The sequence below is a fragment of the Legionella sp. MW5194 genome, from assembly GCF_016864235.1.
GTDB lineage: Bacteria > Pseudomonadota > Gammaproteobacteria > Legionellales > Legionellaceae > Legionella_C.
The window spans coordinates 703,912-726,785 of record NZ_CP045732.1; the positions used below are offsets into that span (position 1 = coordinate 703,912).

A 22,874-nucleotide genomic window follows, 5' to 3' on the forward strand; every position below is an offset into this window, starting at 1 on the left:
TTACATGAAAACACTCGATCTTGAAAAAGCAGCCGAGTTTCTGGGAGCGCATAAAGAAACCATCAGACGTTTAGTAGCAACTGGCCGATTACCAGGTGTAAAAATTGGCAGTGTCATTCAGCATGCTAAAGGGACCGTCGATCAGCAGCTAATGGGACCGCCTAAAATGTCAAAACGGTACCTATCAAACTTGTCCACTTTTAGTTAATTATACATGTTATTTTCGCTTTTTTGTTTCTCGCTCTCCTCTGTAACTGGGACCATCTAATGTAACCCGATATGAATTATGTCTTAATCTATCGATAGTGGCTGCAGCAAGTAATCGATTAGGGAAAGCAGAACCCCATTCGCTAAAGTCCAGATTGGATGTAATGATCGTTGATGCACGCTCATATCTTTCCGAGATTAGGTCGTGAAAATCCTCATCCTGGGGGTTGCGTAATGGTCTTAGTCCAAAATCATCGATGATTAGTAGTGGCATTTTCACCAGTTCTGAGAACTTTTTATCAAATCGACCTGATGCTCTAGCTGCTTGCAACTCATTAAAGAGTTGATTTTGCGAAAGCCAGAGTGTATCGATTCCTCTTTGTATCGCACAATGAGCTATGGCTTGAGCAATATGAGATTTCCCTGTTCCACAAGGTCCTACGATGAGAATGGGAACTTTTTCTGCAATAAATGAACACGAGATTAACTCCTGTATTTGAGCGCGATTGATTTTAAGGTTAAAGTCAAAATCGAATGATTCTATCGTCTTGTCACCACGGATACGTGCACGCTTCATTCGTGTTCTTAATTTTTTGTTTTCCCTTCCTAATAACTCATCTTGAAGCAGTAATCCCAGAAACTCAGGGTAGCTTAGCTTCTTTTCTATAGACTCACGGTTACGCAGCGGGATGTTCTCAGCAACATGCGATAACCGTAGTTGTTTTAACTGCGAAGATAGCTCGGGCATCGGGTTTATCATCATTTGTCTCCTGTTGTTTGTATTAGTGTAATAAGTGGGACGTATTCCGGCAGAACTTTCCCCCTACCGAATAGGGTTTGGCCAATGTTGTCGGTTCTTCCTCATGCGGTAAGGCTTGCTTTTCAGCCCCAACCTCTAGCATCGTCTTGATTGTTTTATAATGCACGCTTTGAAAAACAAGCGCTCTATGGCAAGCAGCCTCCAGACGGTCATCGCCATATTTTTTCCTAAGACCGAGAATGCTTTGTGCAGCCCGAAGATAATCTACGACTGAATCATTTAATAGTCCCTCAATAGCAATCACGCATTGGCTTCCAACTTCATGTGCTTGCTTTAGGCACCACTGGGCATCTCGCATCGAGTAAGCCAAAGCATTCGGTGGAAGGTGTTCTGGTATTGTATGTTTGGTGCCTGGTATTTCGAGTTTCGGATGGAGTGCTACCAGTTGATGATTGAAATACAGTCGGATAGTTGTATCCGTTGCTCTAAGCCAAAGCTCTTGCCGTGCGAGGCGATATGGACCTGAATATCGGCATTTCTTGTATTGCACATGGCAATCACCATGAAGCTTGACCTTTTCCCACGCCGCAAACTCGGGCGGATGGTTAGGCAGTTTTTTAAGAAGAGGTTGTTCAATTTCAAATAGAACCAAAGGCTTTTCATGAGTAGTGCCGTGGTTGCGCGCGCCAGCCTCTTGTATTAACCAGATCTTTAACTGCTCGTTCGCATCGTTTAAGCTTCTAAACTGGCGCAGTGGAACAAAGCGGTTTTTAACGTACTTAACCCCGGATTCAACTCGGCCTTTTTTCTGGGGATCATACGGAGGACATGGGGAAATAATAAAACCATAGCCTGATGCGCACTCCCCATATGCCTTTTGAACGCAAGGGTTGTGGTAACAAGCTTTCGTAATCGCACACTTCGCGTTATCTATAATTATTTTTTCTGGAACACCATTAAACCATTCAAAGGCACGCCGATGGCAGGCAAGCCATGTCTCAACATCCTGATGTAAGACCATTTCTGCATACATATGACGGCTCCAGGAGAGCACCATCACAAAGATCCAGGTCTTCTGTTCCTCTCCTTTGCCATCAGTAATTTTAGGTCCTTGCCCAAAGTCAACCTGTGCTGATTCGCCCGGTTTAAACTCTAATATCGTGGTGACCGCTCGTTGTTTTTCCTTGTAAGACTTGATATAGCGTTGAACAACGCTATAACTACTTTTAAAACCATGTTCTCGTTGTAAATGAGCATAGATAGTGCTGGCCTGAACGCCCTGTCTGGTCCATTCTTCAATCTTCACCCGGTATGGCTGTATGCTCAAAAAGCTATTGGCACTGCTCTTTTCAAAAAATAACGCCAGTTCCTGTTCTGTGGGGATTGACTTATCCTTTTCTAACCAGCCTTGCTCTATCGCAATGTCACGCACCCTCCTAAGCGTTTTTCTATCGGCAAGTTTGTCACGGGACAGCCCTCTGAGCGTAGCGCCTTGACGCAATTGGCTAATAATAATGATATATTCGTGCATCTCAAATCTCCGGTTTGACATCCATTTCCCCATTTATGAATAAACAGAGAAAAATTATGTTCATTTTTAACCAAAGTTTGATAGGTGGGGTGGTCCCTTTAGCTGCTGACAGCCCGGTCCCTTTATGTGATGACTAGGTGGTCCCATTAAGTGCTAATGGGGTGGTCCCTTTAGGTGATGACAAAGTGGTCCCATTAGGGTGCTGAATGACAGGCAGAAAATGGATTTTTATTGAACAAGACCTTGCGATGTATATTCGAAACAAGTACTTTTACGTTGACGCATCGCAGGGTGACCATAGGAGTAATACAAAATGGCACTCTACAAAAGAGAGGGAGTTTGGTGGGTTGATATCCATCACAAAGGAAAAAGAATACGAAAAACTACTGGGACTGAAATAAAAGAAGATGCCCAACGGTTTCATGATCAGTTCAAGCATGAACTGTGGGCTCAGGCAACAATCAAATCAGTACCTAAAAAATCATGGATGGATGCTGTAGTTCGTTGGTTAGAAGAATCTACACATAAGCGCAGTTTGGTAACCGATAAAATTCATCTGGCTTGGCTGGATCAATTTTTTCGGACAAAAAAGTTGTGCGAGATCGATCGTGATTTGATTGATTGGATTGCCAAAAAGAAAGAGCCTGAAAACGTTTCTCCGACTACTGTTAATCGAGTACTAGAGCTTGTTCGAGCTATTTTAAATCGTGCCCATAAGGAATGGGGCTGGCTCGAAGCAGTACCATCAATCCGAATGAAGAAAGTTGAAAATAAAAGGATTCGTTGGCTAACAAAACAAGAAGTGAATGGTTTACTGAGGGAATTACCTTCCCACTTGAAAGCAATGGCTTCTTTTACCTTAGCCACTGGCTTAAGAGAATCCAATGTTACGCAATTGAAATGGAGCCAGGTTAACTTGATTCAAAAGCATGCCCTTATCCATGCTGATGAATCCAAATCAAAAAGACCCATTCCAGTACCGCTTAACAAACAGGCCCTTACTATTTTAAAGTCACAGTTAGGTAAGCATCCCATTTTTGTGTTTACTTATCAGGGTCATCCAGTAACACGATGTAATAATCATGCCTGGCAAAAGGCGGCTCTTTCTCATTTAAGGGGGCACTTTAATCAAGTTAGTTTAAACTAACCCATTGATTTAGCGATCGAAATGGAGATTAAAGTGCCGAAACATGATCTTATCTTAAATTTACCTGGCTTTTCCATAAAAAAAGTACGGGGTTATCAACCTTTGATATTGGAACTTTCTTACAACCGATTACCAAGATGTGGCCATTGTCAAAGTAAAGAAGTGCGCAAGAAAGATTCCTACATTCGTACTGTTCATCACGAACTAGTAGGTCACAGACGCAGTCTCTTACAATTCAAAGCCTATAAGCTTTATTGCAATCGTTGTCATCGTTATGGCAACCAGCAATTTCCTGGTATTAATAAGTATCAACGTTCCACTTGGCGTCTACAAGCCGCTGTTTTTCATAAACATACCTCGGGGATTTCTCAAAGCGAGTTAGCCAGTCTATTTAAGAAGGGTAAGGCAACCATTGAACGATGGTATCAACGCCACTATAAAGAACAAGATAAGGAGCGGACCAATGCATACTGCCCATCCGTTTTAGGAATTGATGAACATTTCTTTAACCGAAAACAAGGATTCGTTACAACACTCTGTAACTTAAGAAAGAATAAAGTATTTGATATCGTCAAAGGGCGAAGTGAAACCGACCTGGCCGCTTACCTCGCTGCTTTACCGGGTAAAGAGCGGGTTAGAGTCGTCTGCATCGATTTAAGCACTACCTATCGTTCCATCGTTAAAAAGCATTTCCCCAACGCCAAAATAGTCGCTGACCGATTCCATGTCATTCGCTTAATGCAACACCAATGCATGATGACTTATAGGGAACTTGCAAGCAACGTCAAAAGCAATCGCGGCATCATGGCGCTCTTAAGAACCAAGCCTGAACGATTAACACCCTTAAAAAAAGCCAAGCGCGATGCTTTCCTGGCAGACAATCCAGCTATTGAAGCCGTCTATCAATTCCAACAACAGTTACACAATATACTCATGAAAAAAATGCTTACCAAGAACCGAGCACGTCAGTTAATCCCTCGCTTTTTGGAAATGCTCGACGAACTGAAGCAAAGCCCCTTTAAACCTCTAGCAGCTCTAGGTAAAACGCTCGATAACTGGAAAGAAGAAGTTGTTTGTATGTGGCGATTTAGTAAATCAAATGGTATCACTGAAGGCTTTCATCGGAAGATGAAACTGATTCAACGTCGTGCTTATGGTTTTAAAAACTTTGAAAATTATAGAACAAGGGTTAGAGTACTATGCTGATGATTGAGTGCCCCCGTAATTGGGAAAGACCCGAGGTAAGTGCTTGATTTTAAATGGCGCGCTCGGAGGGACTCGAACCCCCGACACCTTGGTTCGAAGCCTGATACTCAATAATAGAAAACATTATAAATCAACAACTTACGATGCATCAAATCATCGAATTACTGCCTAGAACTGCCACAAATACACTACAAACGGTCACTGTTACGGCACGATTTCGTCACTGTTGTGTCAGGCAGCGCTAGGCAGTCCCAATCAATATTTCCCTGTGCGACATACAGCCACATTAGAGTCCTATTGTTGATTATTAGTATTTTGATTAGACTGACTCTGAATGGTATAATCTCTTATTACCTGAGTTAATAAAAATACAAAACGCGTATTTGAATTTGAGAGTGGTTGCGCTATAATATAATTAACCATGCCCGTCACGCCTCTCAATGATGCGCACCACGACGGGTTATTTTTTTATGGCTGAAAAGAGTTATACGAAACCTGCACTTACTGTTAGTCAACAGCTGGAGTTTTTATTTTCTCAGGGTTTGCAGATTGAGGATCAAAAACTAGCTATTCGTGCATTGGAAACAGTAAGTTATTATCGCTTATCATCCTATCTTTTGCCTTTTAAGCAATCCCACAATGCAAAGAACCCTCGCCAGTTTAAAGAAAACGCTACATTTGAACAAGTTTGGCAGCTTTATCAATTTGACAGAGAGCTAAGGTTACTTGTTGCTGATGCAATTGAAAAAATAGAGGTGGCATTTCGAGCGGCATTAACCAATGTGACAAGTATCCGATTTAATCCTTTTTGGTATGTAGAACGAAATTATTTTAAGGCTAAAGCTGGTGCAAATAGAGAAAGAGATTTTTTTGATGATTATCTAAAAACAATTAAAACGATTAGTACCAATAAGCAGGAACTATTTATTCAACATTATCATAAGAATTATGATAAACCATATTTTCCACCAATTTGGATGATGGTTGAGGCACTCTCCTTTGGTGTCTGTTCTAAGATGTTTAATAATATCCAGTCGAAAGATGTGCGTAATGAGATTGCTTCTTTTTTAGGTCAGCATACAACTGTAATTGAATCTTGGATAAAAAGTTTAACCTATACAAGGAACCTCTGTGCTCATCATTCAAGATTATGGAATAGATGGCTTGTTATTCCTCCGCTAATACCTAAGAATGCGCCTATTAAAACCCATATTGATGGTAACTATCGTTTTCAATTAATCGCTTTTATCATAGATCAATTATTAGAAACAATTGCACCTGAATCTAATTGGAAAATAAAGCTCTTTGAGCTATTTGAAAGAAATGAGCAGTTTTCAGGAATTGAAATGGGATTTATAAATAATTGGCGGGATGATCCAATATGGCATTGTTGAATAAATCAAAATTAGGCAACATTTCACCTAACCGAATTGGTTTTACTTCACTTTCACAGAGACTGGCATACCCAGTGAAGTGATTCGTTTAAAGCACGCGTAGCAATCCCACATTCTGTTTTTTGCTGAGGTAATTCCCTTGCTTTCATGGCTGTCCCCATGACTTTTTTGTAACGCAAAATAGCTAACTCTATATGGCTGCGCAAACCATAATTGTTTTTCTTTTGCCATACCATATCCCCCTCGTCCTGCAAAAGGCGAATATGATCGTCGCGCTGAGTGTTCGCTTTCCAGCTAATCACTGCAACTGATGGAGGAGGAATGACGATCTTTGCATCAGGCTGTTTCGTCAGTATAGCCTTATTAAAAGCAAAGCTTATTAAAAGCAAAGCTTGCTTCTTTAATTGCTTTTCCAGGAGAATTATGAAATTCAGCATTATCTACAATAAAGCTCTCGTCTGTTCCTTGAAATCGACCCGCTTGAATCCATGCATCTGGAAATATTTTGGCTCTGTCCTTACCAAATAATATTAACCCTGAACTGTAGGTACTTTTTTGCCTTGATAATCCATTAAGATAACGACCGTTTCTAGATCTTTCTTATCGATCTTCCTAATTTTTTCGAATTGCTCTAAAGCAGCTCTGAAGTCTATCGCTTCGGAGTTCAATGCAGTTAAGGGTTGCTCATCAAAAGTTTGATTGCTGACTATGCGATTTAACTCTTTAATCATTTCTGTGTCAGCTTTTCTATTTGTGGTTCCAGCACGAATATATACTCCTTCTTCTGGTCCTGATTTTTTTATAATAATGATGTCTAGTCTAGCTTGGAAAGACACGAACAATTAAAAGATAAATATCCCGCCATAGAATAGTATCTATTTCGGGAAAAATGTGTGGGGCAATTGATCGCTAATAAGAATGGCAACTTTTTCTCTGATGTTTTTTGTTCTAAAATAAAAACGTAGATACCAAAAAGCTTGTCCATTGAGTCAATTGGTATTTCGAGATCTCTGGATCTTCCAGTTCAACCGCTGTAAATCGACGTTCTATAAAGTCAAGAATAAAAACTTGAGGATTGAATCTTAGGGTGGTTTGTATTTGGGGCAAAATATAATTTGGATTTTCTATTAAGGAGGTGGTTTTTAAGCCACCCCTTAGAATAATTTATGCTGCAGTACGTCCTTTATGGGTATCAACGACAGGGAAGTCGATGTCCGTCTTGAATGCTTCGTTGAAGTAGTTAGTGAAAGTGTTCATCGCTACATGCGCTAAAATTTCAACCATTTCTTCATCACTAAATCCAGCTTCACGGACAGTCTTGATGTCGAACTCACTCACCCCACCACGACGTTCAATCAGTTGAGTAGCAAAATTGAGAGCCACTTGTGTTTTCTTATCAGACGATTTTCCTGAGAGGTTTTCTTTAAGTTCATCTTTATTAATCCCTGCTTTTTCTCCAAGATAGGTATGAGCGGATGCGCAGTAGTTACAGCCATTATAACCTGCTGAGACCAATGCGATTTGTTCGCGTAGTTTAGGGTTAAGAGCACCTTTGCTAAGAGAGGTCATAATCCCAATGTAGGCTTCCAGTGCCGCTGGTGAGTTGGCAAATGTGCTGAATAGATTTAATTCAGTGCCCATAGCTTTTTTTGTGCCTTCGAGTAGCTCTTTAGCTTTGCCTTGTGCGTTAGCGATAGAGATTTTTTTAATACGTTGCACGATACCTCTCCTTATTTTTGGATAGATTGGAATACGACAGTATCCTCTTGCCCTTTATATTTGTAGCAGACCATATAACTTACGTCAAGGAAATTGACAGTTGTTCGGAATTCTGTTGTTCGGAATTCTGACTATACTTAAGAATAGAGCATTAATCAGTGAGAAACCACCATGAAGAGTATTATCAAAGGTTTGTTATTTTTTTTCATGAGTGTTGCCTCTTTGACAGCCTATGCAGAACAAGCCTATAAACGACCTTCAGATGCTGTCATCAAACAAAAATTATCAACAATTCAATATAATGTTACTCAACAACAGGGTACAGAATCCCCGTTTAATAATGCTTATTGGAATAATGAAGAGCAAGGTATTTATGTTGATGTTGTTACCGGTGAACCATTATTTATTTCGCTCGATAAATATGACTCTAAGACTGGCTGGCCGAGTTTTACCAAACCGCTAGAACCTGGAAACATAATATATAAAGATGATAGCAGCATGTTTACTAGTCGGACTGAAGTGATTTCCAAACATGGAAAATCACATTTGGGGCATGTTTTTGGTGACGGCCCTCCGCCCACCAATAAACGTTTTTGCATGAATTCTGCGGCGCTGGAATTTATTCCAGTCAAGGATCTGCAGAAAAGAGGTTATGGTAAGTATTTGCCACTATTCAAAAATGCAGGAAAATAACGTGAAGTAATATGCCATGTTTATGGCTCACAACAAGATTTGCCTTTGATAAACAGAGCTTAGGCAGTTGAGTGGTTTTGCCTGGTTTTTGCAATTTATCAATTAATCAGCTACCTTTAAGCTGGATAATATTATCAACAGGGAGCTTAAACCTGACATGAAGTTTTATCTTCATCCATCTTGTCATTTATTATCAATGCATTGGAACAGTTTTGACCTCATTAAAGCATCAAGAGATGGTTACAAGCATCCTCCTCGTCCTAAAAAAATGGCTCATTCACAATCTTTAGTCATTTGGCGCCGCCAACTTCAAATAAGATATTATCTAATGGATAAGTTAGAGCAAAATATGTTAAGCCAATCCAAAACAAGGCTTCTTTCATAGAAATTTGTGAACAATTAAGCTATGAAATGAAGGATGAGAAAGCGGCAAGCTATTTGGTAAAAAAATTGTATGTTTGGCTTGAGGAACAATTGTTTGTCCATCAATTGAATCCTTTTGTCTAAAACACTATTATGCCTCGTTTCTAGTCATTCATTAAAATCATTGGTTTTTTCTATCTGTATTTCTTTTTCTTAATGGAGGTAATAAGTAAATTATTTGCTCTAAAAGTAAAAAAGGACCATACTCAATCGGACAGCACAGAGAATTTATTTCGTGCTCCTACAAGGAAGGATACATGGACAACTCCTCAAAACCACCAGGCAAGCGCTCCATAAAAGCTGAAATGATTTAATTCAACTATTGATGCTTTTCTAATAATGGTCGCCAGGCTGCCTAAATGTGTGTAATTAAAAGTAGCATTGGATGGTTTATTATAAACAAGAGCCGCAATTTTTTTGGCAACAAAAGCGCCGCTTTGTTATGCGGCAGGTGCAAGTCCAGGGAAAGATTTTCCGTACCACTTCAATGTAAAAAGATTTAAATATGGTTAACAATTTTATAAGGATAGCAGCGATGAAAAAAATTAAATCATTGTATATACCGCAATTAATATTTATTTTTATGATGCCAGTTCTTGCCTGGGCTTCAGATATTTCCTACAGTTTGGTGGGTATTCAGGGGTATGATCCTGTGTCTTATTTTCAACAAGGTGGGCCTGTACGTGGTAGCGGAAACTACACGGGATATTATGAAGGTGTGAGTTATATTTTTTCTAATCAAGAGAACAAAAAAACATTTCTTGCAAATCCTGAAAAATATCTTCCCGCTTATGGAGGATATTGCGCGTATGGCGTATCCGTTGGGAGCAAAATAGTGAGTGATCCTTTAGCTTGGAGAATTGTGGATGGAACACTCTATCTAAATTTAAACAGCAAAACACAAGATGTTTGGGCAAAAAATATACCTGGCAACATAAAGAAGGCAAATATTAATTGGCCAAAAATTAAAGGCATCGACCCTAAAGACTTATAATAAGTTGCACTGTTTTAATATAATTCTCCTTCCCACTTAGTTTGCATCCGGATTTGTTTTGCGGTTCGAATTAAGAAGTTTGGAAGGGGAAATGATGTAATGAGTATGTATTCATTAAGTAAAGATTCGGGAAATTGTGGTGATTAATACAGACTCTATAGCCTTTAAACAGACTACCGTCAGCGGTAAGCCAGTAATCGTGGCTGGGAAAGCCTTGACATCTTTTAATATTCACCTAAACTTTTCATTAAAACGTTGAGCTTAATATATCGATAATATCATGTTCATTAGCTGAAGAAGGAATATGAAAGAAAAAAAGGAGTAAAACAAGTAAATACCTAAGTAATTTAGTTTTAATTCTTGCTCTCTCCATGATGGTTAGCTCAGCTGTGATTTCATATTTCTTTATCAGACAAAATGAGCTGCTTATATCTTCTTTGAAAATGCAAGCGCAGAACAAACAAATTCTCATTAAAGATGTATGGAACAATATAGTAAAAAAAGAAACCAGAGCTGATATCGCGATACTTCTGTCTGTTTTACCTGTAAAAGATGAGGTCGAAGTTCAGGCCATTAAAAAAGACTATTTGAGAGACTTTTCTGAGTTAACAGGAACATCAAGTACAGCGGATATTGTCAAAGAGGTTAAAAAGGAAATTGAGCGTTATGGTGAATATATTGATAATTTATATCTTGATCAAGTGACTATTCAAAATAAAGCAACTGCAATCGAAGGTAGTAATAAATTGTATTCTGAAATAGCGTTTTTCTACAAATATTTAGCGTTGTATTGATTATTTTAAGGAAGGATTTTACAGAATAATAATAGTCTCAACGATGGATCTTAATCCCAAGTTACTCCTTAACACGAAAGTTTATAAACTTGTTTAACCTTGACAGCGAATTGATCGGTGCTATATTTAAAAGATAACATATCGGATAGTCCTGAAATAATATGATTGTTTTCCAATACCATGTTATGTAACTGTTATATTAATCAAGGGGCATTAAAATGATAAAAAACGGAATTTTTACAGCAGTTGCAGCAGCGATAACTTTAACAACTAGTGTTGCATTTGCTGAAGGTGAAATGGAGAAATGTAGCGTTGTTAAAGATGGCAAGGGATTAATTAAGGAAAACAAAGCAGATTGCAAAGGTTCTTCCCACTCCTGTGCTGGACAAAATAAAGCAGGTGATTCTGAATCGTGGATCTTAGTACCAAAAGGTCAATGTGATAAAATAAATGCGGGTGATTTTAGCGCTGTTGGGCAAGACATTAAAGATAAAATCGAAGTTTCAAATTAATCGATTCGTATATTATGACTTTGAACCCGCTAATAGGTATTGGACTTCGGTACCCTCATTACACACAAGTTCTAGAGGAGCGACCTTCGATTGGCTGGTTTGAAGTTCATAGCGAAAATTTCTTCTCCAACGGCGGAAATGAGATAAAAGCTCTTTTAAATATTTCCGAATATTATCCGATAAGCCTTCATGGTGTTGGGCTATCTTTGGGTTCATCCGATGGTATCTCCAAAGTCCATTTGGATCGCCTATCGAATCTTGTTCATCAGGTGCAGCCTAAATTTGTTTCTGAGCATCTTTCATGGGGACATGTTGGTGGCATACACATGCCTGATTTACTTCCAGTGCCTTATACAGAAGAAAGTTTTAACACCTTTAAGCGCAGTATATCGATAGCACAGGATTTTTTAAAACGAGAAATTCTTATTGAGAACCCATCTTCCTATATAGAATATAAGTCATCCAGGCTCCATGAATCCTATTTTTTGGTGGAGCTTTGCAATCAAACAGGTGCCAAGATTCTGCTCGATGTGAATAACCTATTCATCTCATCCTGGAATCACGGATGGAATACCAAAGAGTACATTGATTCTATTCCATTTAATTTAGTAAAAGAAATTCATATTGCTGGTCATTCCATAAAAGAATTGTCAAACGATAGTACTCTGCGTATAGATACTCACAATAATTATGTGTGTGATGAGGTGTGGGCTCTATACGATTATACTGTTCAAAGATTTGGCCCTATACCAACTTTACTTGAATGGGATGCAGACATCCCTTCTCTCAATGTTTTAATTGAGGAAGCTTCAAAATGCGAGTCATACCTCTCGTCTTACAAAGTCAATAGGGGGGTAGCAAATGCATGAATTACTTAAATTACAAGAGTCCTTTTATCGAAATATCTTTAAAAAAGACGTTGATTTAAGTTTTATAAGCTCGGATTTCTCCCAAGAACGGCTAGATGTTTATCGTCAGACTATTTTTGAAAATATGATCAATGCTTTGAGGATTACTTATCCAGGCGTTTGGAAATTAATCGGCAATGAGTGTGCCAATAGTGTTGCCTATACTTATTGCAAAAAGGATAAGTACTTACCAAAGACAGGCTGGCTTGATGATTTTGGTGGAGATTTCCCTGACTTTCTTTCCACATTACAGCAACTGTCTGAGTTGCCCTATTTAAGTGATTATGCCCACTATGAATGGCTCAAACATTTGGCGTATGGGGCTGTAGACTCTAAGTCCATTTCCCCTCAAGATTTAATGACCATCCCCGAAGAGGAAATAGATCATATCAAACTGAATTTTTGTCCTTCAGTTTGTATTTTTCAGTCCAAATACCCGTTGTTTGATATTCATGATACCATTGAGAATTGTAGTTCAAAAGCAATTACCCTTAAGACAGAAGCAGCTTATGGTGTTATTGGCTGTAAGGAAAACGAAATACATACCTATTGGATTGCCGAAGATCAGTGGCATTTCATAAAGAAATTATTTGAAGGTGCAAAGCTTTTAGAGAGCGTCCAGTATGCACAAACAATCAATCAAAATTTTGACTTAACTTCAGCAGTTGCTTTTGTGTTACAGGAGCAGCTGGTCGACAATATCATTAAAACCGGAGGCAATAATGCTCAATAATTCGGTAGAAACTTCTATAAATAAGCCGTTCATTTCTAAAATTATTCAAATTTATCTATCAGTTACAAAGGTTTTGGAGAAAATTGCCCTTCCTGTGCTTGTTTTATTCATGCGCTTATGGATGGCTAAAATCTTCTGGTATTCTGGCATGACTAAAATATCAAACTGGCAGTCGACCGTCTTCTTGTTTAGGGAAGAATATAAAGTTCCTTTTGTGCCTCCAGAAATTACTGCTTGTCTTGCAACCTCTTTTGAGCTCGCTTGCCCTGTACTTCTTATCTTTGGGTTTGCAACAAGACTTGCAACATTGCCTTTACTGGCTATGACCGCTGTCATTCAGTTTACCTATCTCGATTTAATAGACCATCGTTACTGGGCTATGCTGCTTGCTTTGATTTTATTTTATGGCCCGGGTTCACTATCTCTTGACCACTTAATTTCTAAGAAATTTGGATTATTGGCATCTTCGCGTGGCGATGTTGCCTAAATCAAATTTGGTGTGCATAATGCTTCTGAGTATAATAAGTCCAGCGATCTCAATAATTCTTTTTCTAATAGATTGCCCGCTCAGAAAAAGTAAATACTTTGAACAGATTTATGCAGGGTAAAAAAATAATTGTTTTATCACCCGAGTTTAAAAAGTATTAAACTAATGTTCAACACCGCAAGGAAAAAAGTGCAGAAAACGTCAGAACCATTCCCCGCACACGAAATTTGAAATGCTTTTTATTATAAATAAAAGCATAAGCATGAAGAATTCTTCCCAGAATAAAATATAAGGCCAAGATGAATAGAATTACCCAATGGGCTTGATTTGCTTCAGTGCAAAGCATCAATATCAATGCAACCCGTATTTAGGCGAACGCTTACGTATATCTGCCTGTATTTAAAACTTATATGGGACACGACTCTTTTCACGAAAGGGCCTATTACCTTCGTATGACGATCGATGTGTTTCCCGATATAAAGTTGAAAATGGAGACTAGGTACCCAGGAATAATCCCTGATTTGCAAGGCGATAACGATGAAACCAACTGATTTTGCAGAATATTTTACTGAATTTCTTACTGTTTATTTACCCAAACAAAAAAATGTAAGCAAGAACACCATTTACTCTTACAGAGACACATTGAAAATAGAAAAATATTTTCAGTCCAACAACTACCACTAATTTAAGAGAAAAATGATTACTATGAATAAAGATAATTATAATTGGATTGACTTGAGCCATTTTTATAGGCAAGTTTATAGAAACAATTCACGAGCCTTTTAAACTAATGTCTGAGATCAATTACAGTACAGTACAATATTACTTAGTACTCATTCTTATTTTTATTTATTTGTCATTGTTTGTTTTAGAGAAAAAGTGGCCTTTAAGAAAAGCAACTCGCCCATTATTGCCGCGATTAGCAATTAATTTCACCTTTACCCTCTTGGTTTATGTCATCGCAAGTCTGTTTATTAGCCCCTTAGCAAAAGCCACCGTCCTTTTCACCTTTAGCCATGATTTCGGCCTTCTATCTATGCTTCCCTTTAATCAATGGGTAGTGTTTATACTTGGGTTTTTGTTAATGGATTTAAGCTTTTACTACTGGCATGCTCTAAATCATAAACTTCCGTTGTTGTGGCGATTCCATGTCGTGCATCACGCTGATCCTGACTTAGATGTTTCAACCGCCATGCGTTTTCATTGTGTGGAAATTATGTATTCGAGTCTCTTTAGGTTGGTGCAATTAGGGTTGATTGGAGTGAGTCCCTTACTCTTTTTTTGCTATGAATTTTTTTTTCAAGCACATACTTTTTTTCAACACAGCAATATCAAATTGCCTTTTCGCTTTGAACGGCTAATTAATAAAATTATCGTTACTCCAAGAATGCATGGCATTCATCATTCCAATTATCTCAATGAAACCAATAGTAATTATGGGGTTGTATTTTCATTTTGGGATAGGTTGCATCAAACAATCAAATTAGATATTCCCCAACAAGCTATAATAATTGGTGTACCTGGGTATTCCAAGCCATCAGATAATAGTCTTATACGGTTACTTTTGATGCCAATTAAAGCTCAACGCCACTATTGGCAAATAAAAAAGGATTTTCATTTTAGTCGAAAGTCAAAAACTTCTGATAAGAAAGTAAGAACGTTATGTGAATAATGAAAAGGGCATCATCTTATGAAAATTAGTGCAATAAAAACTTGGCTGCCCTTATTAATTATAATAGTTTTATTAGGTCTTTTTTTGGGTTTAGGCTTAAATAAATACGTAAGTTTTGCCAGTTTACGAGACAATCATGAATGGCTTATAGCCATAACAAAATCACATTTTTATCTGGTCTCTTTCGTTTTTATAATAATTTATACAGTGGCTGTAGCACTCTCTATCCCAGGTGCTATCTTTTTGACTTTAATAGGCGGCTTCTTATTTGGAATACTTTGGGGAACTTTTTTGGTGGTTCTAAGTGCCACTTTAGGTGCAACGATTCTTTTTTTTGCAGTCCAATCGTCCTTAGGCGAAGTGTTTTCCAAGCGTGCTTCAGGTTGGGTTAAGCGGATGCGTTCTGGGTTTAAAGACAATGCATTTTCTTATTTGCTCACCTTGCGACTTATCCCATTATTTCCTTTCTGGGTGATTAATATCGTTTCTGCCGTATTGGGTGTGAGCGCTTCTACTTTTATCATAGCCACTTTTATAGGAATTATTCCTGGCTCTATTGTCTATGTGTCTGTTGGTAATGGATTGGGCGAACTATTTGCAGCAAGCCTTCAGCCTAATCTGGGGATTATTTTTGAACCCAAATTTATTCTACCTTTATTAGGATTAGCCGCTCTTTCTTTGATTCCTGTTTTTTACAAAAAAAAGGGTAAACAGGGTACTGAAAAAATGAAAGATAAAGATTTATTTTGTGATTTGGCCATTATTGGCGGGGGTTCTGCAGGCTTAAGTATCGCTGCAGGTTGCTCTCAATTGGGATTACAAGTGGTATTGGTTGAACCAAACAAAATGGGAGGTGATTGTTTAAATTACGGTTGTATCCCTTCTAAAACGCTATTGAACACTGCCAAAATCTTTTATCAAACCAAACATTCGACTGTTTTAGGTATTCAGGCAAAATCGGTGAAAATTGATTTTTTGCAAGTGATGCAGCAGGTGCATAATGTGATAGCGTGTATTGCAAAAAATGATTCGGTGGAACGTTTTACCTCTCTAGGTGTTCAGGTTATTCAAGAAGCAGGGCATTTTATAGGGCCAAAACAGTTTAAATTAAAAAGGAAAATTATTCGGGCCAAACATTTTGTGATTGCTACAGGCTCATCTCCAGCCATCCCTCCTATCCAGAACTTAAACAAGGTCTCTTATTTAACTAATGAAACCATCTTTAACCTAAAAGTACAACCTGAGCATTTGATTGTTATCGGCGGAGGTCCTATAGGCTGTGAATTAGCTCAGGCTTTCGCAATGCTTGGGTCTAAAGTCACTATTTTAGAAGCCTTTACTATTCTTCCTAAGGATGATGCCGATTGCGTGGCTATTATTCGAAGTCAACTTGAGTCGATGCAGATAGCACTTTATGAGCAAATTAAAATTAACAAAATAGAAGAGAGTGCTGATAAGACCATTAGTGTTCATTTGGAAAACCAGGACAACCCAATTACTATCACAGGCTCGCATTTGTTGGTATCAACAGGTCGTGTGGCTAATGTGGACGGGCTCGGTTTGGAAAAAGCAGGCGTTCAATACACCACCAGAGGGATAAACACGAATGCCAGACTTCAAACCACTAATAAAAAAATCTATGCCATAGGCGATGTGACAGGGCCTTATCAATTTACGCACATGGCTAGTTATCAAGCGGGTATTGCATTGAGAAATATTGCTTTTAAATGGCCTGCAAAAGTAGATTACAAAGCGGTGCCTTGGGTGACTTATACTGAGCCCGAATTAGCCCACGTGGGCCTATTGGCGAGTGAGGCCTTAAAAGATCCTACATTAAAAATCACAGAATTTGCCTTCGCCGAGGTGGACAGAGCCCAAGCGGAAAATAAGGTAAATGGCAAAATAAAAATCATAACCGGTAAAAAAGCTAAAATTTTGGGTGTGAGCATAGTGGGCGCTCATGCGGGTGAATTAATTTTACCTTGGGTTATAGCCGTTAAAGAACGGAAAAGTTTGCGAACTTTTACCGATGCGATTGCAGCGTACCCCACTTTTAGTGAAATTAGTAAGCGAGTTGCGGGAGAGTATTATAAGCCGTTTATATTTTCTTCTAAAATTCGAACTTTCGTTCGTTGGCTAAATAAATTAGGATAAATCTATGATAGAACAACACCTTAGGCCACTGTATCAACGCCTTTGTGTCAATCCAATTACTCCTGTGTTGATAGAGCGAGTGACCCCAAATCAAGTCACCTTCTTTTCTGGCGTATTGGGTCTTTTAGTGATACCCGCACTGTGGCTAAATCTACCCTATCTGGCCATTAGTTTACTATTACTGTCTGGATATTGTGATACCCTCGATGGTACTATTGCTCGTCTAACTAACCATAGCTCTGACTGGGGTAGTGTATTGGATATTATGACTGATCGCGTGGTTGAGGTGGGTGTTGTGTTTGCCTTATGGGCTATTAATCCAAATGAGCGGGGTCTTGGGTCTTTGTTAATGATGGCGAGTATACTACTTTGTATCACGAGTTTTCTTGTTGTGGGTATTTTTAAGACTAATGATTCAGAAAAAAGTTTTCATTACAGCCCAGGATTAATAGAAAGAGCTGAAGCCTTTGTTTTTTTTATAGCCATGATGCTTTGGCCAAACCACTTCCTAAGTTTAGCAATGATCTTTTCTTTGTTAGTGATAGGGACAGCGATGCACAGGCTTTATGAATTTCATAAGCAATCTATTTAAAAAGAGTTAAATACTCTTCATAGCCTTCTTTGCTCATTTGATCTTTTGGGATAAATCGCAATGCCGCCGAATTCATGCAATATCGTTCACCGGTGGGTTTTGGGCCGTCATTAAATACATGCCCTAAATGAGATTGCGCATTTTTAGAAAGCACTTCAGTTTGCACAAAAAACAAATAGTGTCTCGCGGGTTTTAAAATAACATTTGCGGTATTTATGGGTTTTGTAAAACTAGGCCAACCGGTTCCTGAGTCGTATTTATCCAGAGAACTAAACAGAGGCTCTCCTGAAACTATGTCCACATAAATTCCGGCTTGTTCATTATTCCAATAGGGATTATCAAAAGGTTTTTCTGTAGCAGCCTTTTGAGTCACTTGGTATTGTAGAGGCGTAAGCTGTTTTAGTTTTTCGGATTTGTTAAATTCAGGCGTGTAAGCCAGGGCAGTATTTAGCATAAATACGCTTACAATAAAACTAACTAGACTTTTCATCCCATAACTCCTTGATACGAGCATCACGACCACAATTGTAACGGTAATATTTGTAACGAATTGGATTTTTTTGATAATAATCTTGATGATATTCTTCTGCAGGATAAAACGTTGTAGAGGGAATTACCTCTGTATATACCTTAGGAAATCGTTTTTTTATTTCATCAATACTAGCTAAAGCTGCCTTTTTTTGATCGTCATTTAAATAGAAAATGACGCTGCGATATTGCTTACCAACATCGCAAAATTGCTGGTTTTGTACTGTTGGGTCGATATGACGCCAATAAAAATCTAGTAATTCTTGATAGGTCACTTTATCGCTATCAAAGACAACACGCACAACCTCTACATAAGCAGTTTTACCCGATGAGACCAATGCATAACCAGGCCTAGGCTCAGTACCACCATCATAGCCTGAAATAGTCTCTAAAACCCCAGGAACTTTATCAAAATCGGCTTCAACACACCAAAAACAACCACCAGCAAAGATGGCTTCGGATGGTTTAGCAAAAAGTGGTTGGGATAGAAGAGCTATCAAAATAAAGAGGTAGCGCATACCTAACCTTGGAAGACAGTTTGTATTTTAAGTGTAGCAGAAAATTACTTTAAGGTTTTAGCTCAAATACTCATGTTACCCACGATCAATTTTAAGCAGCCATATTTTTAAGCCCCTGCCAGGCAATTTGGTTCGCTCTAACAATTAGTTTGTACTTAATGGCAAAGTGATTTAATTGGGTTTTTATCTTCAGCATTTCGAGCTTGCAGTAAGCAATAATAGACGCATAAATATGATTGCACTGTGTTATGACGATTCGAGCTGGGGACTTGGTTAAGCTTGCATTTTGCTTAATTGACTTGTGATACTCTTCAATCCGCCAGGGTACACTTCATAAAGACGTTCGGCACTACTTTGCATGTCATTTGAAACAAGATAGAGAATTCCTGTTGAGCCATTTTCGTTTTTGAAAACCTTTTTCAGGAGCCTCACGGGGAGGTCTAGGCCTTTAAGCCAGTATATCCTCTTCAAGTTCTAATGCTCTTACTTGTTGGTACCGCCCGTTTTTGGCATCGTTTTCAGATAAGGCTAATGTTAGGTTAGACTTGATTCCAATGATAAACGACTTTTGAAGGTCTTTATGGATGTGAACCATATTGGCCTTCGAGCCAAACCAGTTGTCAGCTAGCACATAATCAAACATCACCTTATTGGTAATAGCCTGTGCAATCAAGCTTTGAAATAATTGATTCTTGTTCACTGATGATTTTCTTCTGGTTTGTCTGGTTTTAATATCACAATAAGCGATATCTTTTTTAATCACCTTATATCCTATGGATACACTGAAGTCAGCGTAACGAACCATGCAATACAAGATGTTTATCCCTTTGAGTACAGCCCCTTTAGCATGAGAGTAATACCAGCAATTCACTTCATTCTCATCAGAGTAGGGCTTCTCTTCGATGGAATCATCAAGTATCAATACTCCTCCTACTGTTTCTTGTGACCTAACTGGCTTTTTGACATAGTGCCAAAGTGATTTTGAACCAAAATGTTCAAAACGAAGAAATCGTGTTACTTTGTTATGAGCAAATGCTCCATCAACCAAATCAGATAACCCGGTAGCAGTCGCATATTTGTTTTGGAAAATTAAATAATCACAATAAAGATCAAGCATATCCATTGAATTCACTCCCTAAAATTAAGGGCAAAATTCTAATGCTTTTTATTCAAACTGCAAGTTCACGTGCGTAACATGAGTGGTTTATAAAAAATCTCAGAACTATCCGTTAACATTTCACTGGTAAATCGAATTAATTAGGTTAAATGTATTAGTATCTCCCTGTATACCTCACAACACACACAATAACGCCGATAATTATAGCGTCAGTTACTTTATCAATTTTTATATTCCCCCAATTATCATTTTCGGCCCGCAATTCAAATGGATTAAATTCTTTTGATAAGGTTAGTTGTTTATATCTACGCACGATAACCTCATTTTCTTCGTTAAGCTGTGCTGCAACTAAACTTCCTGGATGCAGTTCAGAATTGGGATCAATAATCAAAATATCATTAACTCTTAATTCAGGGTGCATACTCTCATCTTTCATTTTTAGAGCAAATGCATTTTCTCCAAGACGAGTACTAAGCTCAGAAGAAATCGGTATAAAGCTTATTTCATCTGAATTATGTTCGTTCCTAACCCTTTGAATGAATCCTTTAGGATCGCAGGCTTGTTGATGATCGAGCAGTGGAACCAATGACCCTAATCCTGGAATTTTTTTTGGACGTTTCTCATCGGTTAGGCACATCAAATAAGCAGGTGAAATATCTAGTGCTCTAGCAAGTTGTTTTATTTCTTCAGGCCCTGGAGTTCTATCACCTCGCTCCCAATTGCTAATTCTTGATTGTTTAAGATCATCAGTTAACTCCTCAAGGGCCTTTCTAGTTAATCCTTTTGCTATCCGTTCTTCTTGAATTCTTTGACCAATTTTTTCTTTTATATTCATATTAACCAACCCAATTAATCCCATATTGTGAAAATATATATTGACAATGCACCAAATAGTGGTAAATTAAAATAATTATTTACACGAATCGTACGACTCAAGTAGTAGTTAATAGTAAATATACCATATAAAAAAAATAATAACGAATTTGTACACGGATTGAGAGTGAATAGTGGATTTTTTAATTAATGACAAAGAACTTGCTGCTTTATGTGGGATGCCACACCTTCAGCAACTGGCTTACCTAAGAGGGATAAGGCCATATATGGATGTCAAAACAGGATTAGTCGGCATAAAGCGCGGAATCAGCTATCAATCGATAGCAGAGCAACTTTATATTGAGCCGCATCAAGGCATTAAAAGCGGGAGCTATTCACGCATGCAAATACGCCGTGCCTTATCTGCTTTGGGGCGAGCAGGGCTTATTACACCACAATCCGAAGGTTTAAAATTAATTTTAAGATGCGAATTAGCTACAATGGGTTATTCCGTCCAAAATAAACTAGACCTAAACCAGACACAGCAACTAGACCCAGCTAAAAATCAGCAACGCCTTATAAATACTGGCTTATCAAAGACAGACCCACTAAAAGCCGGCATAGATAAATCTCCAAAAGCCGACACACCTCTAAAAGAAGATAATTATTATATTTTTTTATTATCACAATTCGAAAAATTTTGGGATTTGTACCCGCTAAAAAAATCAAAGCAAAAAGCATGGGAAGCATTTCAAGCGCTTAATCTCACACCTGAGTTGCCAATACAAATTTATTCGGCTTTACAACAACAAATCCAGTTTTATCAACAACAGCATAGCCAAGGCCAATGGGTTGCTGCTTGGAAATATCCTGCCAATTGGTTAGCACAACATTGTTGGGAAGATGAAATTCAAAGTGATACGTGTCAGGAGACAAATAATGCAGTCCATGAAACAAATTATAAGAAACAACCCATTAGAGACAGCTTCTGGGAGTCATGTAAATCAGGCATTGAAGAAGAAACCGATGACAACATCATCGACCTTAGCGCCTACCGAGGAAGGTCGCAAGCGCATTGATCGATTATTTTTGAGGTTTGCAGCTATGTACGGACAGGTTTGGCGTAGTCAATTTAAAAGCGATGAGTTTTTAGTTTTTGTTAAAGGTGAATGGCAACAAGGACTATTTACCTATGCGGATAACATTCTTGATATGGCAATTGATTTATGTCGAAAAAATAAGGAACTACCGCCAACCTTACCCCAATTTATTGATTTTTGTAAAAATTGTTCCAAGAGAAGTTCATTTTTTGTACCTGATGCAGCTCCCAAAAACAATAACCCTGAAGTGGCTAAAACCCAATTACTGAAAATGAAACACATTTTAAATATGAAAGTTAACTAAAAAGGAGAAGAAGATGTTGAGTTTAACTAGAAGAGTCGGTGAAAGCATTGTTATTGGAGAAGATATATTTATCACAGTTCTATGTTGTAAAGGGAATCAGGTACGCATTGGGTTTAATGCACCCAATTCAGTAGCCATCCACCGTTATGAAATTTATCAAAAAATTCAATCTGAAAAGCACGATGGTTTGGCTGATCCAACAAAGAAATTTTGCCCATCAATGCAGCAATCAATCCTCAATCACCATTAAAAAGGAGGGATAACATGTCTTTATTAAATCAGTTCAGAAGTAACGTGTTAAGCAGTATTAATGCTCACATTGGAAAGATTTTCATACTTATTTGCTTGCTAATAATGGCTCAAGGAACCTTTGCAGCGGATGCTTTATCCGCTGCAGAAGAAGTAGTTAAGGATACCTACAATGGTTCGATAAAAACCTATCTTTATGTCGGAGAAGCTGTAGCGGCTGTTGTTACCTTGATGTTTACTCGAAATATTAAAACGCTTGGCGGCGTTGGGGCGATGGCTATTTTTCTAAATGTCGTTGCAATGCTAGCAGGGGTTTAAG

The 22,874-nt window shown here is 38.2% G+C and carries 27 protein-coding genes and 1 pseudogene; 18 read left to right on the plus strand and 10 right to left on the minus strand.

Translation table 11 applies throughout. From position 1 onward, the window contains the following. Positions 1–4 precede the first annotated feature (4 nt). Positions 5–208, plus strand: coding sequence for a helix-turn-helix domain-containing protein (locus GH742_RS03345; protein WP_203456118.1), 204 nt, complete (start codon positions 5–7; stop codon positions 206–208). Between the two features lie 9 nt (positions 209–217). Here the strand turns inward: GH742_RS03345 and istB are convergent, their stop codons facing one another. Together istB and istA are read right to left on the minus strand one after the other, a co-directional pair. Continuing rightward, complete coding sequence (istB, locus tag GH742_RS03350) at positions 218–970, minus strand: IS21-like element helper ATPase IstB (RefSeq protein ID WP_272927805.1); 753 nt, start codon at positions 968–970, stop codon at positions 218–220. Between the two features lie 19 nt (positions 971–989). Further along, positions 990–2,498 carry an IS21 family transposase gene (gene istA / locus GH742_RS03355; protein ID WP_151298575.1) on the minus strand — a complete coding sequence of 503 codons (1,509 nt, stop codon included), beginning with the start codon at positions 2,496–2,498 and terminating at the stop codon, positions 990–992. Between the two features lie 313 nt (positions 2,499–2,811). Here istA and GH742_RS03360 point away from each other — a divergent pair. The 3 genes and pseudogenes from GH742_RS03360 to GH742_RS03370 all read left to right on the plus strand — a co-directional run. Beyond that, positions 2,812–3,597: pseudogene (locus GH742_RS03360) on the plus strand (tyrosine-type recombinase/integrase); the annotation flags it as partial. An 81-nt stretch (positions 3,598–3,678) separates the two neighbouring features. Next, positions 3,679–4,851, plus strand: coding sequence for an ISL3 family transposase (locus tag GH742_RS03365; protein WP_203456831.1), 1,173 nt, complete (start codon positions 3,679–3,681; stop codon positions 4,849–4,851). A 440-nt stretch (positions 4,852–5,291) separates the two neighbouring features. After that, a complete protein-coding gene (locus GH742_RS03370) occupies positions 5,292–6,245 on the plus strand; it encodes an Abi family protein (protein ID WP_010947828.1) in 954 nt (317 codons plus the stop codon). 53 nt (positions 6,246–6,298) lie between these two features. On the opposite strand, the gene GH742_RS03375 is transcribed toward GH742_RS03370, so the two are convergent. The 3 genes from GH742_RS03375 to GH742_RS03385 all read right to left on the minus strand — a co-directional run bounded on the left by GH742_RS03375 (position 6,299) and on the right by GH742_RS03385 (position 7,964). Then, positions 6,299–6,682, minus strand: a complete 384-nt coding sequence (locus GH742_RS03375) for a transposase (protein ID WP_010947827.1) — start codon at positions 6,680–6,682, stop codon at positions 6,299–6,301. A 93-nt stretch (positions 6,683–6,775) separates the two neighbouring features. Continuing rightward, on the minus strand, positions 6,776–7,081 hold the full coding sequence (locus GH742_RS03380; protein WP_016356980.1) for a hypothetical protein: 306 nt from the start codon (positions 7,079–7,081) through the stop codon (positions 6,776–6,778). Positions 7,082–7,409: 328 nt separating this feature from the next. Continuing rightward, complete coding sequence (locus tag GH742_RS03385; RefSeq protein ID WP_029345413.1) at positions 7,410–7,964, minus strand: carboxymuconolactone decarboxylase family protein; 555 nt, start codon at positions 7,962–7,964, stop codon at positions 7,410–7,412. A gap of 171 nt (positions 7,965–8,135) precedes the next feature. Between GH742_RS03385 and msrB (GH742_RS03390) the strand changes: the two genes are divergently transcribed. The 7 genes from msrB (GH742_RS03390) (at position 8,136) to GH742_RS03420 (ending at position 13,508) form a co-directional block, all read left to right on the plus strand. Next, on the plus strand, positions 8,136–8,657 hold the full coding sequence (gene msrB / locus GH742_RS03390) for a peptide-methionine (R)-S-oxide reductase MsrB (protein ID WP_010947824.1): 522 nt from the start codon (positions 8,136–8,138) through the stop codon (positions 8,655–8,657). A gap of 958 nt (positions 8,658–9,615) precedes the next feature. Further along, the gene (locus tag GH742_RS03395; RefSeq protein ID WP_015444234.1) at positions 9,616–10,074 is read left to right on the plus strand and encodes a YHS domain-containing (seleno)protein; all 459 of its coding nucleotides are present in this window, start codon (positions 9,616–9,618) and stop codon (positions 10,072–10,074) included. A 371-nt stretch (positions 10,075–10,445) separates the two neighbouring features. Beyond that, positions 10,446–10,868: a hypothetical protein gene (locus tag GH742_RS03400; protein ID WP_239005263.1), complete on the plus strand. Its 423-nt coding sequence runs from the start codon at positions 10,446–10,448 to the stop codon at positions 10,866–10,868. 218 nt (positions 10,869–11,086) lie between these two features. Then, positions 11,087–11,380 carry a DUF2282 domain-containing protein gene (locus GH742_RS03405; protein WP_010947821.1) on the plus strand — a complete coding sequence of 98 codons (294 nt, stop codon included), beginning with the start codon at positions 11,087–11,089 and terminating at the stop codon, positions 11,378–11,380. Positions 11,381–11,394: 14 nt separating this feature from the next. Further along, on the plus strand, positions 11,395–12,249 hold the full coding sequence (locus GH742_RS03410) for a DUF692 domain-containing protein (protein WP_010947820.1): 855 nt from the start codon (positions 11,395–11,397) through the stop codon (positions 12,247–12,249). Further along, positions 12,242–13,021, plus strand: a complete 780-nt coding sequence (locus tag GH742_RS03415; protein ID WP_010947819.1) for a DNA-binding domain-containing protein — start codon at positions 12,242–12,244, stop codon at positions 13,019–13,021. The genes GH742_RS03410 and GH742_RS03415 overlap by 8 nt, the downstream gene beginning before the upstream one ends. Continuing rightward, positions 13,011–13,508, plus strand: a complete 498-nt coding sequence (locus GH742_RS03420; RefSeq protein WP_010947818.1) for a DoxX family protein — start codon at positions 13,011–13,013, stop codon at positions 13,506–13,508. The genes GH742_RS03415 and GH742_RS03420 overlap by 11 nt, the downstream gene beginning before the upstream one ends. Positions 13,509–13,677: 169 nt before the next feature. Here the strand turns inward: GH742_RS03420 and GH742_RS03425 are convergent, their stop codons facing one another. Continuing rightward, positions 13,678–13,854: an MAPEG family protein gene (locus tag GH742_RS03425; RefSeq protein ID WP_010947817.1), complete on the minus strand. Its 177-nt coding sequence runs from the start codon at positions 13,852–13,854 to the stop codon at positions 13,678–13,680. A gap of 507 nt (positions 13,855–14,361) precedes the next feature. Here GH742_RS03425 and GH742_RS03430 point away from each other — a divergent pair. From GH742_RS03430 to GH742_RS03440, 3 genes are read left to right on the plus strand one after another with little or no spacing between them, the layout of a single operon-like run. Next, positions 14,362–15,180: a sterol desaturase family protein gene (locus GH742_RS03430; RefSeq protein ID WP_239005264.1), complete on the plus strand. Its 819-nt coding sequence runs from the start codon at positions 14,362–14,364 to the stop codon at positions 15,178–15,180. Between the two features lie 18 nt (positions 15,181–15,198). Beyond that, entirely contained in the window at positions 15,199–17,334 is a 2,136-nt protein-coding gene (locus tag GH742_RS03435) for an FAD-dependent oxidoreductase (RefSeq protein WP_010947814.1), read from the plus strand. A gap of 4 nt (positions 17,335–17,338) precedes the next feature. Then, positions 17,339–17,926, plus strand: a complete 588-nt coding sequence (locus GH742_RS03440; protein WP_010947813.1) for a CDP-alcohol phosphatidyltransferase family protein — start codon at positions 17,339–17,341, stop codon at positions 17,924–17,926. Here the strand turns inward: GH742_RS03440 and msrB (GH742_RS03445) are convergent. The 4 genes from msrB (GH742_RS03445) to GH742_RS03460 form a co-directional block, all read right to left on the minus strand. Continuing rightward, positions 17,919–18,380 carry a peptide-methionine (R)-S-oxide reductase MsrB gene (msrB, locus tag GH742_RS03445; protein WP_370447313.1) on the minus strand — a complete coding sequence of 154 codons (462 nt, stop codon included), beginning with the start codon at positions 18,378–18,380 and terminating at the stop codon, positions 17,919–17,921. The two genes, GH742_RS03440 and msrB (GH742_RS03445), sit on opposite strands and share 8 nt — an antisense overlap. 19 nt (positions 18,381–18,399) lie before the next feature. Then, positions 18,400–18,972: a peptide-methionine (S)-S-oxide reductase MsrA gene (gene msrA, locus GH742_RS03450; RefSeq protein WP_010947811.1), complete on the minus strand. Its 573-nt coding sequence runs from the start codon at positions 18,970–18,972 to the stop codon at positions 18,400–18,402. 448 nt (positions 18,973–19,420) lie between these two features. Further along, on the minus strand, positions 19,421–20,095 hold the full coding sequence (locus tag GH742_RS03455; RefSeq protein WP_016356978.1) for a transposase: 675 nt from the start codon (positions 20,093–20,095) through the stop codon (positions 19,421–19,423). 148 nt (positions 20,096–20,243) lie between these two features. After that, a complete protein-coding gene (locus GH742_RS03460) occupies positions 20,244–20,924 on the minus strand; it encodes a S24 family peptidase (RefSeq protein WP_015444237.1) in 681 nt (226 codons plus the stop codon). A gap of 172 nt (positions 20,925–21,096) precedes the next feature. Here GH742_RS03460 and GH742_RS03465 point away from each other — a divergent pair, with 172 nt between their 5' ends. From GH742_RS03465 to GH742_RS03480, 4 genes are read left to right on the plus strand one after another with little or no spacing between them, the layout of a single operon-like run. Beyond that, entirely contained in the window at positions 21,097–21,981 is an 885-nt protein-coding gene (locus GH742_RS03465) for a hypothetical protein (RefSeq protein WP_010947808.1), read from the plus strand. A gap of 25 nt (positions 21,982–22,006) precedes the next feature. After that, positions 22,007–22,306: a hypothetical protein gene (locus tag GH742_RS03470; protein ID WP_015444239.1), complete on the plus strand. Its 300-nt coding sequence runs from the start codon at positions 22,007–22,009 to the stop codon at positions 22,304–22,306. A 13-nt stretch (positions 22,307–22,319) separates the two neighbouring features. Further along, the gene (csrA, locus tag GH742_RS03475; protein WP_010947807.1) at positions 22,320–22,556 is read left to right on the plus strand and encodes a carbon storage regulator CsrA; all 237 of its coding nucleotides are present in this window, start codon (positions 22,320–22,322) and stop codon (positions 22,554–22,556) included. A gap of 14 nt (positions 22,557–22,570) precedes the next feature. Then, positions 22,571–22,873 carry a fimbrial protein gene (locus tag GH742_RS03480; RefSeq protein WP_010947806.1) on the plus strand — a complete coding sequence of 101 codons (303 nt, stop codon included), beginning with the start codon at positions 22,571–22,573 and terminating at the stop codon, positions 22,871–22,873. The last annotated feature ends 1 nt before the right edge of the window (position 22,874 follow it).

What these genes read in the sequence shown, in the direction of transcription:
- GH742_RS03400 (WP_239005263.1), top strand. Translation starts at nt 10,446, where the DNA reads ATGATGGTTAGCTCAGCTGTGATTTCATATTTCTTTATCAGACAAAAT.
- GH742_RS03375 (WP_010947827.1), bottom strand. Translation starts at nt 6,682, where the DNA reads ATGCTGAATTTCATAATTCTCCTGGAAAAGCAATTAAAGAAGCAAGCT.
- msrB (WP_370447313.1), bottom strand. Translation starts at nt 18,380, where the DNA reads ATGCTAAATACTGCCCTGGCTTACACGCCTGAATTTAACAAATCCGAA.
- msrB (WP_010947824.1), top strand. Translation starts at nt 8,136, where the DNA reads ATGAAGAGTATTATCAAAGGTTTGTTATTTTTTTTCATGAGTGTTGCC.
- GH742_RS03425 (WP_010947817.1), bottom strand. Translation starts at nt 13,854, where the DNA reads ATGCTTTGCACTGAAGCAAATCAAGCCCATTGGGTAATTCTATTCATC.
- istB (WP_272927805.1), bottom strand. Translation starts at nt 970, where the DNA reads ATGATGATAAACCCGATGCCCGAGCTATCTTCGCAGTTAAAACAACTA.
- GH742_RS03410 (WP_010947820.1), top strand. Translation starts at nt 11,395, where the DNA reads ATGACTTTGAACCCGCTAATAGGTATTGGACTTCGGTACCCTCATTAC.
- msrA (WP_010947811.1), bottom strand. Translation starts at nt 18,972, where the DNA reads ATGCGCTACCTCTTTATTTTGATAGCTCTTCTATCCCAACCACTTTTT.
- GH742_RS03370 (WP_010947828.1), top strand. Translation starts at nt 5,292, where the DNA reads ATGATGCGCACCACGACGGGTTATTTTTTTATGGCTGAAAAGAGTTAT.
- GH742_RS03455 (WP_016356978.1), bottom strand. Translation starts at nt 20,095, where the DNA reads ATGGATATGCTTGATCTTTATTGTGATTATTTAATTTTCCAAAACAAA.
- GH742_RS03345 (WP_203456118.1), top strand. Translation starts at nt 5, where the DNA reads ATGAAAACACTCGATCTTGAAAAAGCAGCCGAGTTTCTGGGAGCGCAT.
- GH742_RS03415 (WP_010947819.1), top strand. Translation starts at nt 12,242, where the DNA reads ATGCATGAATTACTTAAATTACAAGAGTCCTTTTATCGAAATATCTTT.
- GH742_RS03440 (WP_010947813.1), top strand. Translation starts at nt 17,339, where the DNA reads ATGATAGAACAACACCTTAGGCCACTGTATCAACGCCTTTGTGTCAAT.
- GH742_RS03405 (WP_010947821.1), top strand. Translation starts at nt 11,087, where the DNA reads ATGATAAAAAACGGAATTTTTACAGCAGTTGCAGCAGCGATAACTTTA.
- istA (WP_151298575.1), bottom strand. Translation starts at nt 2,498, where the DNA reads ATGCACGAATATATCATTATTATTAGCCAATTGCGTCAAGGCGCTACG.
- GH742_RS03395 (WP_015444234.1), top strand. Translation starts at nt 9,616, where the DNA reads ATGAAAAAAATTAAATCATTGTATATACCGCAATTAATATTTATTTTT.
- GH742_RS03460 (WP_015444237.1), bottom strand. Translation starts at nt 20,924, where the DNA reads ATGAATATAAAAGAAAAAATTGGTCAAAGAATTCAAGAAGAACGGATA.
- GH742_RS03470 (WP_015444239.1), top strand. Translation starts at nt 22,007, where the DNA reads ATGTACGGACAGGTTTGGCGTAGTCAATTTAAAAGCGATGAGTTTTTA.
- GH742_RS03435 (WP_010947814.1), top strand. Translation starts at nt 15,199, where the DNA reads ATGAAAATTAGTGCAATAAAAACTTGGCTGCCCTTATTAATTATAATA.
- GH742_RS03480 (WP_010947806.1), top strand. Translation starts at nt 22,571, where the DNA reads ATGTCTTTATTAAATCAGTTCAGAAGTAACGTGTTAAGCAGTATTAAT.
- csrA (WP_010947807.1), top strand. Translation starts at nt 22,320, where the DNA reads ATGTTGAGTTTAACTAGAAGAGTCGGTGAAAGCATTGTTATTGGAGAA.
- GH742_RS03420 (WP_010947818.1), top strand. Translation starts at nt 13,011, where the DNA reads ATGCTCAATAATTCGGTAGAAACTTCTATAAATAAGCCGTTCATTTCT.